This is a genomic window from Streptomyces bambusae (assembly GCF_019400985.1).
GTDB lineage: Bacteria > Actinomycetota > Actinomycetes > Streptomycetales > Streptomycetaceae > Streptomyces > Streptomyces bambusae_A.
In genome coordinates this window covers 14647-30663 of sequence record NZ_WTFF01000046.1, presented here as the reverse complement: position 1 = coordinate 30663, position 16017 = coordinate 14647, and the positions used below count along the sequence as shown (strand labels likewise).

The 16017-nt window shown below is 71.4% G+C and carries 15 protein-coding genes; 3 read left to right on the top strand and 12 right to left on the bottom strand.

The genetic code is table 11. The annotated features are described in order from the left end of the window. Positions 1-868: 868 nt before the first annotated feature. Positions 869-2017: a glycerate kinase gene (locus GPJ59_RS09700; protein ID WP_219666070.1), complete on the bottom strand. Its 1149-nt coding sequence runs from the start codon at positions 2015-2017 to the stop codon at positions 869-871. Between the two features lie 218 nt (positions 2018-2235). Here GPJ59_RS09700 and GPJ59_RS09695 point away from each other — a divergent pair, with 218 nt between their 5' ends. The 3 genes from GPJ59_RS09695 to GPJ59_RS09685 are packed head-to-tail and all read left to right on the top strand — an operon-like array spanning position 2236 to position 3724. After that, positions 2236-2727 carry an NUDIX domain-containing protein gene (locus GPJ59_RS09695; RefSeq protein ID WP_219666069.1) on the top strand — a complete coding sequence of 164 codons (492 nt, stop codon included), beginning with the start codon at positions 2236-2238 and terminating at the stop codon, positions 2725-2727. After that, the gene (locus tag GPJ59_RS09690; protein ID WP_219666068.1) at positions 2724-3161 is read left to right on the top strand and encodes a hypothetical protein; all 438 of its coding nucleotides are present in this window, start codon (positions 2724-2726) and stop codon (positions 3159-3161) included. Before GPJ59_RS09695 ends, GPJ59_RS09690 begins: the two co-directional genes overlap by 4 nt. A 44-nt stretch (positions 3162-3205) precedes the next feature. Then, positions 3206-3724 carry a YcxB family protein gene (locus GPJ59_RS09685; protein WP_219666067.1) on the top strand — a complete coding sequence of 173 codons (519 nt, stop codon included), beginning with the start codon at positions 3206-3208 and terminating at the stop codon, positions 3722-3724. A gap of 54 nt (positions 3725-3778) precedes the next feature. Here GPJ59_RS09685 and GPJ59_RS09680 read toward each other — a convergent pair whose 3' ends face one another. The 11 genes from GPJ59_RS09680 to ccrA form a co-directional block, all read right to left on the bottom strand. After that, a complete protein-coding gene (locus tag GPJ59_RS09680) occupies positions 3779-4762 on the bottom strand; it encodes an MASE1 domain-containing protein (protein WP_374200824.1) in 984 nt (327 codons plus the stop codon). A 68-nt stretch (positions 4763-4830) separates the two neighbouring features. Further along, entirely contained in the window at positions 4831-5658 is an 828-nt protein-coding gene (locus GPJ59_RS09675) for a PP2C family protein-serine/threonine phosphatase (protein ID WP_219666066.1), read from the bottom strand. Positions 5659-5794: 136 nt separating this feature from the next. Next, entirely contained in the window at positions 5795-6319 is a 525-nt protein-coding gene (locus GPJ59_RS09670) for a methylated-DNA--[protein]-cysteine S-methyltransferase (protein WP_219666065.1), read from the bottom strand. Positions 6320-6403: 84 nt separating this feature from the next. Further along, a complete protein-coding gene (locus GPJ59_RS09665) occupies positions 6404-7888 on the bottom strand; it encodes an AlkA N-terminal domain-containing protein (protein ID WP_219666064.1) in 1485 nt (494 codons plus the stop codon). Positions 7889-8116: 228 nt separating this feature from the next. Then, positions 8117-8899, bottom strand: coding sequence for a CDP-diacylglycerol--serine O-phosphatidyltransferase (gene pssA / locus GPJ59_RS09660; RefSeq protein ID WP_219666072.1), 783 nt, complete (start codon positions 8897-8899; stop codon positions 8117-8119). Positions 8900-8960: 61 nt separating this feature from the next. After that, positions 8961-9617 carry a phosphatidylserine decarboxylase gene (locus GPJ59_RS09655; protein WP_219666063.1) on the bottom strand — a complete coding sequence of 219 codons (657 nt, stop codon included), beginning with the start codon at positions 9615-9617 and terminating at the stop codon, positions 8961-8963. A 186-nt stretch (positions 9618-9803) separates the two neighbouring features. Next, on the bottom strand, positions 9804-11009 hold the full coding sequence (locus GPJ59_RS09650) for an acyl-CoA dehydrogenase family protein (RefSeq protein ID WP_219666062.1): 1206 nt from the start codon (positions 11007-11009) through the stop codon (positions 9804-9806). Between the two features lie 2 nt (positions 11010-11011). After that, positions 11012-11524: a MaoC family dehydratase gene (locus GPJ59_RS09645; RefSeq protein WP_219666061.1), complete on the bottom strand. Its 513-nt coding sequence runs from the start codon at positions 11522-11524 to the stop codon at positions 11012-11014. A 2-nt stretch (positions 11525-11526) separates the two neighbouring features. Next, complete coding sequence (locus GPJ59_RS09640) at positions 11527-12501, bottom strand: HpcH/HpaI aldolase/citrate lyase family protein (RefSeq protein ID WP_219666060.1); 975 nt, start codon at positions 12499-12501, stop codon at positions 11527-11529. After that, on the bottom strand, positions 12498-14558 hold the full coding sequence (locus GPJ59_RS09635; RefSeq protein ID WP_219666059.1) for a protein meaA: 2061 nt from the start codon (positions 14556-14558) through the stop codon (positions 12498-12500). Before GPJ59_RS09635 ends, GPJ59_RS09640 begins: the two co-directional genes overlap by 4 nt. Before the next feature lie 87 nt (positions 14559-14645). Continuing rightward, entirely contained in the window at positions 14646-15983 is a 1338-nt protein-coding gene (ccrA, locus tag GPJ59_RS09630; RefSeq protein ID WP_219666058.1) for a crotonyl-CoA carboxylase/reductase, read from the bottom strand. Between the last annotated feature and the right edge of the window lie 34 nt (positions 15984-16017).

Genomic DNA, 16017 nt, shown 5'->3' with positions numbered 1-16017 from the left:
GCCCGGCCGCGGGTCGGCCCGGGCGGTCCCCGGTCCCGGCGACGTCCGCCGTCCGGTCCCCGGGCCCGCTGCCCGGCCGTGGTTGGGGCCCGGGCACGGCCGCGGCTCCGGCCTCCGGCAGCCCTCGCACGGGTCGGTTCGGTGATCGGTCGTCGTCCCACTCCAGGAACGATCCGCACGTCCCGCAGAACCGTTCTCCCGGCTCACACCGTGCGCCGCACACCCTGCAGTTGGTCACTCGGTCATGCTCACCATGCTCGGGGGCCCGGACCACCCCTGCCCGGGCACCCGCCCGGCACCGAGGGCTTGCCCTTTCGGGCAGATGTCCCCCACCCCGCCCCTTCCCGAAACCGGGGGGCTGCGCCCCCGGACCCCCGTTTCCGGGGCTCCGCCCCAGACCCCGTACGTGCGCTTCGCGCCCGTGCGCTCAAACGCCGCGCGGGCTGGAACACGCCGCTGCACGGCTCTATCCAGCCTCGCCGGCGTTTGAGGCGCGGGGGCATGGGGGCAGAGCCCCCGAGACCAGGGCGGGCCTCAGGCTCGGGGCTCCGCCCCGGACCCCGTACGTGCGCTTCGCGCCCGTGCGCTCAAACGCCGCGCGGGCTGGAACATGCCGCTGCGCGGCACCATCCAGCCCCGCCGGCGTTTGAGGCGCGGGGGTACGGGGGCAGAGCCCCCGAAACCAGGGGCGGGGCTCAGCCCTGGAGACGGGGCCCGGGGCTGCGCCGCACCATCCAGCCCCGCCGGCGTTTGAGGCGCGGGGGCACGGGGGCAGAGCCCCCGAAACCCGGGGCGGGGCTCAGCCCCGGAAACGGGGGCCCGGGGCCGCACCCCGGTTGGGAACGGCCCCGCGCAGCGGAAGCGCGTCCTACAGGGCGTCCGCCGCGATGTTCCGGGCGACCCGCTCCAGCAGCGGCCCCGCGTTCGCGATGCACTTCGCGGTGTCCGGCTCCAGCTCGGTCAGCGGGTACGCGCGGCGGATGCCCGCCGCCTGCAGCGCGTCCTGCTCCAGCAGCAGCCGGCCGCAGACCGCGACGACCTCCTTGCCGGCCGCCCGCGCCGCCGCCGCCACGCCCGCCGGGGCCTTGCCGTGCAGGGTCTGCTCGTCCAGCGAGCCCTCGCCGGTGATCACGAGGGTGGCCCGCTCCAGGGCCGGGGCGAAGCCGAGCACCTCCAGCATCAGCTCGATGCCGGGCCGGAAGCTCGCGCCGAGCAGCAGCGCGCCGTAGCCGATACCGCCGGCGCCGCCGGCGCCCGGCGACGCCGCCAGCCGGGTCGCCTTCGAACCGATCGCCTTCTCCAGGACCAGCGCGTAGTGCGCCAGCGCCGCGTCGAGCGTCGCCACGTCCTGCGGCGACGCTCCCTTCTGCGGGCCGTACACCGCCGCGCACCCCTTCGGGCCGGTCAGCGGGTTGTCCACGTCGCTGGCCAGGACGAGGTCGACCTCGGCGAAGCGCGGGTCCACCCCGGACAGGTCCGCCGAGGCCAGGTCCGCCAGGGCGCCGCCGCCCGGGCCGACCGGTTCGCCGTTCGCGTCCAGGAACACCGCGCCCAGCGCGGCCAGCATGCCCGCGCCGCCGTCGGTCGTGGCGCTGCCGCCCACACCGAAGACGATCGTGCGCGCGCCCGCGTCCAGCGCGGCCTTGAGCACCTCGCCCGAGCCGTACGTGGTCGCCGTCAGCGGGGCGAAGACCCCCGCCGGCAGCAGCTGCAGGCCCGAAGCCTCCGCCATCTCGACCACGGCGGTGCCGTCGCGCAGGGCGAAAGCGGCCGTGACCTGCTCGCCGAGCGGTCCGGTGACCCGTACCTCCCGGCGTTCGAAACCGGCCGCCACCGCGGCCGCGACCGTGCCGTCGCCGCCGTCCGCGACGGGGAGGGTCTCGACCTCCACGCCCGGTACGGCCTGGCGAAGGCCCGCCGTCACCCGCTCGGCGACCTGTACGGCCGTGAGCGAGCCCTTGAATTTGTCCGCGGCGATGAGCACGCGCGCGGCCTCAGTTACTGCTCCGTCCGTCACCTTGCTATCCCTTGCTATCGAACAGTGCAGTCGCGCCACCCCGAGCCTATCCGGAGGATCCTCCTATGCCCATGGGTGGCCTGGGTCACATCAGGCGTTCCATGCCCGTAAAGGATGATTTACACCCCTATAAAGGGGTCGTCCGCGTGTCGATCGACCGCGACGACCACCCCCGACCTTGATCGCCGCCGTACCCCCGGCTCGATAGGGTTGCCGGCGTGACCACCACTGACTACGCGACCTACATCGCGAGCCTGCCCCGGGTGCTGGCCGGAGCGGCCGCGCTCTTCCGTGACGCCGAGGGCCGGGTCCTGCTCGTCGAGCCCAACTACCGCGAGGGCTGGGCGCTGCCCGGCGGGACCATCGAGTCGGACCAGGGTGAGTCGCCGCGTACGGCCGCCCGCCGGGAGAGCGCCGAGGAGATCGGCCTCGACGTGCCGCTCGGCCGGCTGCTCGCCGTGGACTGGGTGCTGGGCACGGGCCGGCCGCCGCTGGTCGCGTACGTCTTCGACGGGGGTGAGCTGGACGCCGCCCAGCTGGGCTCCATCGTCCTGCAGCAGGAGGAGCTCATCTCCTGGAAGCTGGTCGAGCCCGCCGAACTCACCTCGTACCTCCCCGGCTCCCTCGGCCTGCGCATCCAGGAGGCCCACCGCGTCCTGGAGTCGGGCGAAGGCGCCGTGGAGCTGGAGAACGGACGGCGCCCCGCATGAGCACCCTGGAGATGTACGCCTGGCCCAGCACCAGCGACGAGGGCCCCGAGGCCCTGCCCATGGTGCACTTCACCACCGAGCAGCTCGCCGGGGACGAGGTCACGCCCGAGGGCGTGCCGATCTGGCTCTTCGACACCGCGATCCGCGACGGCGGCTGGGTCCACTTCACCGACTACGAGGGCTGGGCCGGCACCGCCCCCGACTGGCGGGCGGTCTACCGGCAGGCCGACGACGCCCTGTTCGTGACCGGCCCGGGCGCCTGCGAGGGCTGGTTCCAGGGCTACCTGGGCGCCCCCGCCGACTGGCAGGCCGCGGCCCGGGCCCAGCAGAAGCTGGTCCTGCTCACGGCCCCCGTCCAGCACCCCTCCCTCTACGGCCACGCGGTGGAGGCGGGCGCGGCCTTCGCCCTGCTGGTGCCCCTGGACGTGGTGTAGCCGGCTGCGCGGGCTGTCGGCGCGGGCCGGTAGGCTCCGCGCCCGTGGCAGACATACGACAGACGACCCTCACCTTCTCCGGCTCCCTGACGCGGGAGGAGTTCGACGAGGCGATCGCCGTGTCCGGGATGTTCCGGCGCGTCCCCTGGCTCGTCGGTGCGGCCGTGGCCGGGCTGGTGGCCCTGATCCTGCTCCGCATGGCCGACGGCGGCTCGCCGGACCCGGTCGCGCTCGTCCTCACGGTCGTGTACGGCGTGGGCGGGCTGCTCGTGCCCCGGGCCGTCCCCGCCCGGATGTTCCGCGCCTACCAGGCCAAGGGGGACAAGGACTGCGTGGTCGACGAGTCCGGGATCGTCGTCTCGCACGGCGGCGAGGAGTTCATGCGGGTGCCGTGGGCCGGCCTGAAGCGGTACCACGAGACGGAGCGGCTGTACGTCGTGGTGGGCCGCGTGGGCTGGAAGAGCTGCCTGCTGGCGCTGCCGAAGCGGCTGTTCGGCGGGCCCGGCGAGGCCGACCTGATGGGCGCTCTCCTCGACGCCCGCGTGGGGCGGACGAAGAACTGACGCCGCCCGAAGAGCTGACGTCGCCCGAAGAGCCGACGCCGCACGAAGGGCTGGCTACGGCTCGTCCTCCTGGTCGGGCCATGCCCGCGGGTCGCCCGGGCGGCCCGACTGGAGGTGGGCGACCACCTCGGCCAGCTCGTCGCAGGCCTGTTCGACCTTCAGCCGGATGTTGTTCTGCTCGGTCACGAGGGCGGCCAGCAGCAGGCCCGTCAGGGCGGCGGCGCCGTTGAAGGCCTGGAGGTTGACCATGATCTCGAAGAGGGTGTGGCCGGCGAACGGGCCGACGTGGTCGGTGGCCGCCGCGATCGCCAGCACGGAGATGATCAGCACGACGGGCGCGGCGCCGGGCAGCTGGAAGCGGACCGCGGCCCAGATGATCAGCGGGAAGACCAGGAAGAACAGCGGCAACGAGCTCCGCGTGGTCACCACGGTGACCACGGCCGCGGCGACCAGCAACGCCGTCGCCTCGACGGCCCGCCAGGGGTCCACGGGCAGCTCGGGCCGGCGCAGGCACAGCAGCAGCGGCGTGAGCACGAGCACGCCCATCGCATCGCCCGCCCACCAGGCCGACCACACCGACCAGATCCCGGACAGCGGCAGGCTGCCGGTGGCCACCAGCACCGCCGTGCCCATCGTGGCGCTGATCAGCATCGGCAGCAGACCGCCGAGGAAGACCAGGGCGAGCCCGTCGCGCAGCCGGTCCAGCTCGGTCCGGAACCCCACCCGCAGCAGCAGCCAGTACGCACACAGCGGAGCGAGGGTGTTCCCCACCAGGATCGCCACCGAGGTCAGGTCGAACGGGCTGATCGAGGTGATGACGAGGTAGGTGCCGAGCGTGATCCCGGGCCAGACCCGCGGCCCCAGCAGCAGCAGGGCGGCGACCGCGATGCCGGTGGGAGGCCACAGTGGCGTCACGTGCGAGCTGTCGACGACCACGCGCTGGAGCAGGCCGATCCGCCCGCCCACGTAATAGGCGGCCGTGACGAGGAAGATCATCGCCACGGTGGTGGCGGGACCTCTCCATCGCTCGATGCGCACCACCGTATGAGACAACGCTGCCTCGCCCGGACGGGGCGTGACACGCGCGGGGCGCCCGCCGGACCACGCTACGAGGGGGCCGCCGCGTCGTGGCGCAGGACGAGAACGGCCGCGTCGTCGGCGTGCCCGGTGGAGTCGGCCACCTTCATCACCTCGGCCGCCAGCTCCTCGGGGTCGGCACCCGCGCCGTCCCGCACCACCTTGACGACCTGTGCCAGCCCCACGTCGATCGGGAACGACGGCCCCTCCACGATGCCGTCGGTGAGCAGCACCCAGGCGCCGGCCCGGGTGAGCCGGTGGCGGGTCACCGGATAGCCGGAGCCGGGCAGCATGCCCAGCGGCAGGGCGCCCTGGTCGGTGGCTATGCCGTGCTCGCCGTCCACGGTGGCCCACACCGCCGGAACGTGGCCGGCCCGGGCGCCCTGGAGCTCCCAGGTCTCCGGGTCGAAGCGGTAGAAACTGCACGTCGCGAAGAGGCCGCGGTTCACGGAGAGCAGCAGGTCGTTGGCCCGGCTCAGCACCTCGCCCGGGTCGTCGACGGCCGACGCCACCGCGCGCAGTGCCATCCGGACCTGGCCCATGAAGGCCGCGGCTTCGACGTCGTGGCCCTGGACGTCGCCGATGGAGAAGGCGAGCGCGCCCTCCGGCAGCCGGAAGCCGTCGTACCAGTCGCCGCCGATGTCCAGCCCGCGCCGGGCGGGCTGGTAACGGGCGGCGGTACGCAGGCCCGGCACGGCCGGCAGGGAGGCGGGCAGCATCTCGCGCTGCAGCGCCTCGGCCAGCTCCAGGCGGGCACGATTGAGCTCCGCGCCTTCCCGCGCCTGGGCCGTGAGCCGCCCGAGCGTGTTCAGGAGATCGTCGGCACTCGCCGACCGCGGGTGACGACGAGGGGTCATGGGCTGCTCCGAAAGACGTCCTTCCCCATCGTATTCCGCAGCCCGCACCGCCGCTCGGCCGCCGGCGGGGACCCCGCCGGGAGCCCCGCGCCGGGGCCGGCCGGGGCCCGGCGCCTGCTGGACCCGAAGTACGGGGCTAGAACAGCCCCTCCGGCTCCGCCCCGGCCCGGCCGCCCGACTCGAAGGCCAGCAGGCGCACCTTGCGCTCCAGGCCGCCGCCGTAGCCCGTCATGGCGCCCGACGCCCCGATCACCCGGTGGCAGGGGACGATGATGCCGATCGGGTTCTTGCCGTTGGCCAGGCCCACCGCCCGGGAGGCGCCCGGCTTGCCCAGCTCGGCGGCGAGCCTGCCGTACGACCAGGTCTCGCCGTAGGGGATGCGGACCAGCTGTGCCCAGACGCTGCGCTGGAACTCCGTGCCCTCCAGGCGCAGCGGCAGGTCGAAGCCGGTCCGCTCGCCCGCGAAGTACGCGGCCAGCTGCCGCGCCACCTCGGGGAAGGGCTCCTCCTCCACCGCCACGCGCTCGCCGAAGGACTCCTCCGGCGGGCGGTGCCGCTGCCCGGTCATGTACAGGCCGCAGAGGACGCCGTCGGTGGCGACCAGGGTGAGCGGGCCGTACGGGCTGTCGACCACGGTGTGCTGCTTCTCCGGGGTGCTCATCTCGCGTGTCCTCACAAACGTCTCAGGCATCTCGAACGCCGTAAACATCGCCAATACGTCCTTAGGTCCTTACGCCCCTACGTCCTACGCGGGCAGCTGGTTGATCGGGTGGGAGTCGGTCGCCCACAGGTACTGAATGGCGTACGCCCGCCACGGCCGCCAGGCCGCCGCCCGCGCGGTCAGCGCCGCCGGCGAGGACGGCAGGCCGAGCCCCTGCGCCGCCCGCCGCACCCCCAGGTCCGAGGGCAGGAAGGCGTCCGGGTCGCCGAGCGCCCGCATGACGATCACCTCCGTGGTCCACGGCCCGAACCCGGGCAGCGCGCCCAGCTGTGCCCGCGCCGCCTCCCAGTCGCTGTCGATGCCCAGCGGCAGCGAGCCGTCGGCCAGCGCCTCCACGAGCGTGGTCAGCGTGGTACGCCGGCTGCGCGGCAGCGCCAGGGCCTCCGGGTCCAGCGCGGCCAGGGCCTGGGGGGAGGGGAAGAGGTGGGTCAGGCCGCCGTCCGGGTCGGGGTCCGCCACGGGCTCGCCGTGCGCCGTGACCAGCCGTGCGGCGTGCGTACGGGCGGCCGCCGTGGACACCTGCTGGCCGAGCACCGCGCGTACGGCGAACTCGGCGGCGTCCACCGTACGCGGCACCCGGCGCCCCGGGGCCTTGCCCACGACGGGCGCGAGCAGCGGGTCGCCGGCCAGCTGTTCGTCCACGGCCTGCGGGTCGGCGTCCAGGTCGAGCATCCACCGGCAGCGGCTGATCGCGATGGTGAGGTCGCGCAGGTCGGTCAGGGCCAGCTGGCAGCCGATGTGGTCCGGCTGCGGGGTCAGCGCCACGACCCCGGTGCCGTAGGGCAGCCGCAGGGTCCGGCGGTAGGCGCCGCCGCGCCACTCCTCGACACCGGGCACGGCCGTCGCGGCGAGGTGGCCGAAGAGGTTGTCCGGATTGAGCGGGGCGCGGAAGGGCAGCCGCAGGGACAGCACGCCGGGGGTGCGGGGCTCGCCGCCGCGCCGGGCGCAGCGGCTGCGGGAGCGCAGCTCGCTGGGGGAGAGGGCGAAGACCTCGCGGACGGTGTCGTTGAAGGTGCGGATGGAGGAGAACCCGGCCGCGAAGGCCACGTCCGCCATCGGCAGGTCGGAGGTCTCGATCAGCAGTCGCGCGGTCTGGGCGCGCTGCGCCCGGGCCAGGGCCAGGGGTCCGGCGCCGAGCTCTGCGCTCAGCTGGCGCTCCACCTGCCGGGTGGAGTATCCGAGGCGGGCGGCGAGGCCCGGGACGCCCTCGCGGTCGACGACCCCGTCGCGGATCAGGCGCATGGCCCGGGCGACCGCATCGGCCCGGGCGTTCCACTCCGGCGATCCGGGGCTGGTGTCGGGGCGGCACCGCTTGCACGCCCGGAACCCCGCCTGCTGGCAGGCGGCCGCGCTGGGCAGGAAGGTCATGTTCTCGACCTTGGGCGGCACGGCGGGGCAGCTGGGGCGGCAGTAGATCCCGGTGGTGCGGACGGCGGTGAAGAACCAGCCGTCGAAGCGGGCGTCCTTCGACTGCACGGCCCTGACGCAGCGCTCGGTGTCGGTGTACATGGCTCCAGCATCCGGGGTGCGTACGGACGGGGCTGGCGGTTTTCCGACATCAAGCGTACGCGGGCTCCGCCCTGCCCCGGCCCCCTCCGAACCCCCTTCGAGCCCGGGGCCCCCGCCCTGCCCCGGCCCCCTCCGAACCCCTTCGAGCCCGGCCCCCGGCGCGCATGCGGAAGGCCCCGACCGCCTCAAGGGCGGCCGGGGCCTTCGTACGACGTGACGCGCGCGGGGCTACTGCTGGACCTGGGCCCGGGCCTCGCGGCGGTTGTGGCGGATGGTGTTGACCCGCCGGGTGGTGGCGAACAGCGGGATGGTCGCCGCCAGCACGATCTGCAGGGCGCAGCCGGTCTGGAGCAGCAGCTGGCCGCCCGGGGCGTCGAAGGCCCAGGCCGCCAGCAGGCCCATCGCACCGACGATCCAGCTGAGCATCGCCGCCGCGAGGATGCCCCGCGGCTTGGGGTACTCGACCCGGCTGACCATGAGCCAGGCCACGCCGATGATCGCCAGCAGGGTCGGCACGAACGGCAGCTCCAGCAGCACGATGGAGACCACCGTGAGCGCGCCGAAGGGGCTCGGCATGCCCTGGAACATGCCGTCCTTCATCGTCACGCAGCTGAATCTCGCGAGCCGCAGGACCACCGCGAGCAGCACCACGATCGCCGCCAGCGCCGACACCTTCTGGTGCGCGTCGTCGGCGACCATGCCGTAGACGAGCACGAAGTACGCCGGTGCCAGGCCGAAGCTGATCAGGTCCGAGAGGTTGTCCAGCTCGGCGCCCATCGGCGAGCTGCGCAGCTTGCGCGCCACCAGCCCGTCGCAGAGGTCGAAGACCGCGGCGAGGAGCATCAGTATGACGGCGGTCGCGGCGCTGTGCCGCGCCATGCCCGTCTCGTTGCTGCCGGTGAGGTGCGGGATGAGGATTCCGGTGGTCGTGAAGTAGACCGCCATGAATCCGCAGGTCGCGTTGCCGAGGGTGAGGGTGTCCGCTATCGACAGCCGCAGCGACAGCGGCATCTCCTCGCCGTCGGCCTCCTCCTCCGGGGCCTCCGGAACCCAGTCGGTGCGTGATCCGGGATCAGTCACGGTCAATTCGAGTCACCCCCGCGGTGGTGGCCTGACCGACCTCGACCGCGACCTCGACACCCTCCGGAAGGTAGATGTCGACGCGCGAACCGAAGCGGATCAGGCCGATGCGGTCACCCTGCTCGACCTTCGTGCCGGCCGGCACGTAGGGGACGATGCGGCGGGCGACGGCGCCGGCGATCTGCACCATCTCGATGTCGCCGAGCTCGGTGTCGAAGTGCCAGACAACGCGCTCGTTGTTCTCGCTCTCCTTGTTGAACGCCGGGACGAACCCGCCGGGGATGTGCTCCACGGACGTCACCGTGCCCGCGAGGGGCGCGCGGTTGACGTGGACGTTCAGCGGGCTCATGAAGATCGCGACCCGGGTCCGGCCGTCCTTCCACGGCATGATGCTCTGCACCACACCGTCGGCGGGCGAGATGACCCGGCCCTGAGCGATCTCGCGCTCGGGGTCGCGGAAGAACCACAGCATGCCCGCCGCGAGAGCGGTGGTGGGCACGGCCACCGCGGCCCAGCGTCCGGACTTGCGGGCCCGGGTGAGGCTGAGAGCCGCGGTGGCGACGGTCGGCAGAAGCCACGGCGATGCTCCGCGTGCGATACGTCCGCCGCGGAAGCCGACGCGAGGTGCAGAGGTTTGGCTGTGGGGCATGGATGACCTTCGTAGCGGGTGATTGCCGCGCCGCAAACAGGGGGACGGGACGGCGGCTTTACTGGAATGCTATCGGTTGCGCGCAACAACTGGGCAAGCCAGAAGCCGAGTCGGTGGCCGAAACACGGTGACTGGATGTGACCGTTCTGACGCGGATTTGGCGGCAATCCCGTTCAAAAGGGATGTTCAGCCCTGGATCCGGTACTCCTCGAGCAGGCGGCGCCCAATGATCATTTTCTGGATCTCGGCGGTCCCTTCACCGATCAGCAGCATCGGCGCCTCCCGGTAGAGCCGCTCGATCTCGTACTCCTTCGAGAACCCGTATCCGCCGTGGATGCGGAACGCGTCCTCCACAACCTCCTTGCAGTACTCGGAGGCGAGGTACTTCGCCATCCCTGCTTCGAGGTCGTTTCGTTCCCCGGAGTCCTTTTTGCGTGCTGCGTTGACCATCATGGCATGAGCCGCCTCGACCTTGGTAGCCATCTCGGCCAGCTTGAACTGGATGGCCTGGTGCTGGGCGATCGGCTTGCCGAAGGTCTGGCGCTGCTGCGCGTACGAGACGCCCAGCTCGAACGCACGCTGGGCGACACCGCAGCCACGCGCCGCCACGTTGACGCGGCCGACCTCGACGCCGTCCATCATTTGGTAAAACCCTCGGCCGGTGACCCCGCCGAGGACCCGATTGGCCGGAATGCGCAGTCCGTCCATGATCAGCTCGGTGGTGTCGACGCCCTTGTAGCCCATCTTGTCGATCTTGCCCGGGATCGTCAGGCCGGGGCGGACCTCGCCGAAGCCGGGCTCCTTCTCCACCAGGAAGGTGGTCATCGACTTGTGCGGGGCCGTGCCCTCGGGGTGGCCTTCGTCACTCCGGACCAGAACGGCCACCAGCGTGGACGAGCCGCCGTTGGTCAGCCACATCTTCTGGCCGTTGAGGACGTACTCGTCGCCCTCCTTGACCGCCTTGGACGAGATGGCCGACACGTCGGAGCCGAGGGCCGGCTCGGACATCGAGAACGCGCCGCGGACCTCGCCCAGCGCCATGCGGGGCAGGAAGTAGTCCTTCTGCTCCTGCGTGCCGTGCTGCTTGAGCATGTACGCGACGATGAAGTGCGTGTTGATGATGCCCGAGACGGACATCCAGCCGCGCGCTATCTCCTCCACGCACAGCGCGTAGGTGAGCAGCGACTCACCGAGACCGCCGTACTCCTCGGGGATCATCAGGCCGAAGACCCCGAGCTCCTTGAGCCCGTCCACGATCTGCTGCGGGTACTCGTCGCGGTGCTCCAGCTCGGTCGCGACCGGGATGATCTCCTTGTCCACGAAATCGCGGACGGTCTTGAGGATCTCCTGCTGGACCTCGGTCAGCCCGGCGGTCTGGGCGAGTCGTGCCATGACTACTTCTCCTGCGTCTTCAGCTCCGGGCGGCCGGGCTGCTCGCCGCCGCGCTCCTTGATGTACGTCTCGGTCGGGACCATCACCTTGCGCCGGAAGACGCAGACGAGGGTGCCGTCCTGCTTGTAGCCCTTGGTCTCCACGTACACGATGCCGCGGTCGCTCTTGGACTTCGAGGGGGTCTTGTCCAGGACCGTGGTCTCGCCGTAGATCGTGTCGCCGTGGAAGGTCGGCGCCACGTGCCGCAGCGACTCGATCTCCAGGTTGGCGATCGCCTTGCCGGAGACGTCCGGCACGGACATGCCGAGCAGCAGGGAGTAGATGTAGTTGCCCACGACCACGTTCTTGCCGAAGTCCGTCGTCTTCTCGGCGTAGTTCGTGTCCATGTGGAGCGGGTGGTGGTTCATGGTGAGGAGGCAGAAGAGGTGGTCGTCGTACTCCGTGACCGTCTTCCCGGGCCAGTGCTTGTAGACCGCCCCGACCTCGAACTCCTCGTACGTGCGTCCGAACTGCATGGTCAGGCCTCCGGGATCTCGAACTTGCTGGTGCGCTGCATGCCGGCGGCCCGGCCCTTGCCGGAGATGACCAGTGCCATCTTGCGGCTGGCCTCGTCGATCATCTCGTCGCCGAGCATCGCCGAGCCCTTCTTGCCGCCCGCCTCGGACGTGTAGTAGTCGTACGCGTCCAGGATCAGCTCGGCGTGGTCGTAGTCCTCCTGCGAGGGCGAGAAGATCTCGTTCGCCGCGGCGACCTGGTCCGGGTGCAGCACCCACTTGCCGTCGAACCCGAGGGCGGCGGCGCGCTGAGCGACCGCCTTGTACCCCTCCTGGTTGCGGATCTGCAGGTAGGGGCCGTCGATCGCCTGCAGGTTGTTCGCGCGGGCGGCCATCAGGATGCTCATCAGGATGTAGTGGTACGCGTCCGCCGGGTAGCCGGGCGGCTGCTCGCCCACGACCAGCGACTTCATGTTGATCGAGGCCATGAAGTCGGCCGGGCCGAAGATGATCGTCTCCACGCGCGGCGAGGCCTGGGCGATCGCGTTGACGTTGTTGAGGCCCTGCGCGTTCTCGATCTGCGCCTCGATACCGATCTTGCCGACCTCGAAGCCCATCGTCTTCTCGATCTGGGTCAGCAGGAGGTCGAGCGCCACGATCTGCTCGGCGTTCTGCACCTTCGGCAGCATGATGCAGTCCAGGTTCTGGCCCGCACCCTCGACGACGGTCACCACGTCCCGGTAGGTCCAGTGGGTGGTCCAGTCGTTGACGCGCACCACGCGGGTCTTGCCGGTCCAGTCGCCCTCGTTCAGGAACTTGACGATGGTGTGCCGGGCCTCCGGCTTGGCCAGCGGCGCGCAGGCGTCCTCCAGGTCCAGGAAGACCTGGTCGGCCGGCAGGCCCTGGGCCTTCTCCAGGAACCGGGGGTTGGAGCCGGGCACCGCGAGGCAGGAGCGGCGCGGGCGCAGGCGATTCACCTGTGCGGCAGGCGTGGTCATGCGGGGACCTCCGTGCTGATGAGGGGGTTGAGCTTGTTCGCTTTGCGGATCTCGTCGACGATACGGCCGATGATCTCCGTGATACCGAAGTCCTTCGGGGTGAAGACGGCGGCCACACCGGCGGCCTTCAGTTCCTCGGCGTCGGCATTCGGAATGATGCCGCCGACGATGACGGGCAGGTCGGCCGCCCCCGCCGCGCGGAGGCGTTCCAGCACGTCCGGCACGAGCGCGCTGTGCGAACCGGACAGGATGGACAGTCCCACGCAGTGCACGTCCTCGGCCAGTGCCGCCGACGAGATCTGCTCCGGAGTCAGCCGGATGCCCTGGTAGACCACCTCGAACCCGGCGTCGCGGGCCCGTACGGCGATCTGCTCGGCGCCGTTGGAGTGCCCGTCCAGCCCCGGCTTGCCGACCAGCAGGCGCAGCCGGCCGGTGCCGAGCTCCTCGGCGGTACGGGCCACCTTCTCGCGGACCTCGGCCAGCGGGGTGCCCGGCTCGGCAGTGACCGCGACCGGGGCGGAGGAGACGCCGGTCGGGGCGCGGAACTCGCCGAAGACCTCGCGCAGGGCGCTCGCCCACTCGCCGGTGGTGACACCGGCGCGGGCGCACTCCAGGGTGGCCTCCATCAGGTTCTCGGTCCCGGCCGCGGCCTCCATGAGCCGGTCCAGGGCCTGGCGGGCGGTCGGGAAGACGAACGGGTCGCCGCCCCCCTGCCGGTCGGAGGACTCCTGCCGCTCGGCCCGCCAGCGGCCGATGCGCTCGACCGTGAGCGCCTCCACCGCCGCGTCCACCGTCATGATGGCGCCGTCCAGGTCGGCGGTCAGCGGGTTGGGCTCGGTCTGCTGGAAGCAGTTCACGCCGACGATCTTGTCCTCGCCGGCCTCGATCCGGGCCCGCCGTTCGGCGTGCGAGGAGACCAGCTGCGACTTCAGGTAGCCGGACTCGACGGCGGCCATCGCCCCGCCCATCTCCTGGATCCGGTCGATCTCGGCCAGGCAGTCGGCGACCAGGGAGTCGACCTTGGCCTCGATGACGTGGGATCCCGCGAAGATGTCCTCGTACTCCAGCAGGTCGCTCTCGTGGGCGAGGACCTGCTGGATGCGCAGCGACCACTGCTGGTCCCAGGGGCGGGGCAGGCCGAGGGCCTCGTTCCAGGCGGGCAGCTGGACGGCGCGGGCGCGGGCGTCCTTGGAGAGGGTGACGGCCAGCATCTCCAGGACGATCCGCTGGACGTTGTTCTCCGGCTGGGCCTCGGTCAGCCCGAGCGAGTTGACCTGGACGCCGTACCGGAAGCGGCGCTGCTTGGCGTCCTCGATGCCGTAGCGCTCGCGGGTCACCTTGTCCCAGATGCGGCCGAAGGCGCGCATCTTGCACATCTCCTCGATGAACCGGACGCCCGCGTTCACGAAGAAGGAGATACGGGCGACCACCTCGCCGAACCGTTCCGGCGGGACCTGCCCGGAGTCGCGGACCGAGTCCAGCACCGCGATCGCGGTGGACATGGCGTACGAGATCTCCTGGACCGGTGTGGCCCCCGCTTCCTGCAGGTGGTAGCTGCAGATGTTGATCGGGTTCCACTTCGGGATGTTGTTGACCGTGTACGCGATCATGTCGGTGGTCAGCCGGAGGGAGGGCCCCGGCGGGAAGACGTGCGTCCCGCGGGAGAGGTACTCCTTGACGATGTCGTTCTGGGTGGTGCCCTGGAGCTTGGAGATGTCCGCGCCCTGCTCCTCGGCGGCCACCTGGTAGAGCGCCAGCAGCCACATGGCGGTGGCGTTGATCGTCATCGAGGTGTTCATCTGCTCCAGGGGGATGTCCTGGAACAGCCGCCGCATGTCGCCCAGGTGGGAGACCGGGACCCCGACCCGGCCGACCTCGCCGCGGGCGAGGATGTGGTCGGGGTCGTAGCCGGTCTGCGTCGGCAGGTCGAACGCGACCGACAGGCCGGTCTGGCCCTTGGCGAGGTTGCGGCGGTACAGCTCGTTGGACGCCTCGGCCGTGGAGTGGCCGGCGTACGTCCGCATGAGCCACGGACGGTCCTTCTGGCGCTCTGTCATCTCAGGCGTTCCCTTTGGCCCTCAGACGGATCTCAGCGGATCTCAGCGGATCTCAGATGTTCCGACTGCTTGGATTGGTCCGCTCCGCTACGCGTCGCGGAAGCGGTTGATGGCGTCGATGTGCTGCGCGCGCAGCTCCTGGTCGCGCACGCCCAGGCCCTCCTCGGGGGCGAGCGCGAGGACGCCGACCTTGCCCTGGTGGAGGTTGCGGTGGACGTCGTACGCGGCCTGGCCGGTCTCCTCCAGGGAGTAGACCTTCGACAGGGTGGGGTGGATCTTGCCCTTGGCGACGAGGCGGTTGGCCTCCCAGGCCTCGCGGTAGTTGGCGAAGTGCGAGCCGACGATCCGCTTCAGCGACATCCACAGGTAGCGGTTGTCGTACTCGTGGTTGTAGCCCGAGGTCGAGGCGCAGGTGACGATCGTGCCGCCCTTGCGGGTGACGTAGACCGAGGCTCCGAAGGTCTCCCGGCCCGGGTGCTCGAAGACGATGTCGACGTCCTCGCCGCCGGTCAGCTCGCGGATCTTCGCGCCGAAGCGCTTCCACTCGCGCGGGTCCTGGGTCTGCTCGTCCTTCCAGAACCTGTAGCCCTCGGCGTTGCGGTCGATGACCGCCTCGGCGCCCATCTTCCGGCAGATCTCCGCCTTCTCCGGGGAGGAGACGACGCAGATCGGGTTGGCGCCGCCGGCCAGCGCGAACTGGGTGGCGTACGAGCCGAGGCCGCCGCTGGCGCCCCAGATCAGGACGTTGTCGCCCTGCTTCATGCCGGCGCCGTTGCGGGAGACCAGCTGGCGGTAGGCGGTGGAGTTCACCAGGCCGGGGGCGGCGGCCTCCTCCCAGGTGAGGTGCTTCGGCTTCGGCATCAGCTGGTTGGACTTGACCAGGGCGATCTCGGCGAGGCCGCCGAAGTTGGTCTCGAAGCCCCAGATGCGCTGCTCGGGGTCGAGCATGGTGTCGTTGTGGCCGTCCGAGGACTCCAGCTCGACGGAGAGGCAGTGCGCGACGACCTCGTCACCGGGCTTCCAGGCGTTCACGCCAGGGCCGGTGCGCAGGACGACGCCCGCGAGGTCGGAGCCGATGATGTGGTACGGCAGGTCGTGGCGCTTGGTGAGCTCCGACAGCCGGCCGTAGCGCTCCAGGAAGCCGAAGGTGGACATCGGCTCGAAGATCGAGGACCACACCGAGTTGTAGTTGACCGAGGAAGCCATCACGGCCACCAGAGCCTCGCCCGGGCCGAGTTCCGGCACCGGGACCTGGTCGAGGTGGAGGGACTTGCGGGGGTCCTTGTCGCGGCTGCTCTGTCCCGCGAACATCTCCTGCTCGTCCTTGTGCACGGTGATCGCGCGGTAGGACTCGGGCAGCGGGAGGGCCGCGAAGTCTTCGGCCGTTGCGGCCTCCGACTGGATCGCGTCGAGGATGTGCTTCACGGTGATGCCTCCTGAGGGCACCCCCGGACGGAGT

Bases quoted from the DNA above. Each gene is read 5' to 3' on its own strand.
- GPJ59_RS09690 (WP_219666068.1), top strand. From the start codon at position 2,724: ATGAGCACCCTGGAGATGTACGCCTGGCCCAGCACCAGCGACGAGGGC.
- GPJ59_RS09675 (WP_219666066.1), bottom strand. From the start codon at position 5,658: ATGACCCCTCGTCGTCACCCGCGGTCGGCGAGTGCCGACGATCTCCTG.
- GPJ59_RS09670 (WP_219666065.1), bottom strand. From the start codon at position 6,319: ATGAGCACCCCGGAGAAGCAGCACACCGTGGTCGACAGCCCGTACGGC.
- GPJ59_RS09665 (WP_219666064.1), bottom strand. From the start codon at position 7,888: ATGTACACCGACACCGAGCGCTGCGTCAGGGCCGTGCAGTCGAAGGAC.
- pssA (WP_219666072.1), bottom strand. From the start codon at position 8,899: ATGCCGCTGTCGCTGCGGCTGTCGATAGCGGACACCCTCACCCTCGGC.
- GPJ59_RS09655 (WP_219666063.1), bottom strand. From the start codon at position 9,617: ATGCCCCACAGCCAAACCTCTGCACCTCGCGTCGGCTTCCGCGGCGGA.
- GPJ59_RS09650 (WP_219666062.1), bottom strand. From the start codon at position 11,009: ATGGCACGACTCGCCCAGACCGCCGGGCTGACCGAGGTCCAGCAGGAG.
- GPJ59_RS09645 (WP_219666061.1), bottom strand. From the start codon at position 11,524: ATGCAGTTCGGACGCACGTACGAGGAGTTCGAGGTCGGGGCGGTCTAC.
- GPJ59_RS09640 (WP_219666060.1), bottom strand. From the start codon at position 12,501: ATGACCACGCCTGCCGCACAGGTGAATCGCCTGCGCCCGCGCCGCTCC.
- GPJ59_RS09635 (WP_219666059.1), bottom strand. From the start codon at position 14,558: ATGACAGAGCGCCAGAAGGACCGTCCGTGGCTCATGCGGACGTACGCC.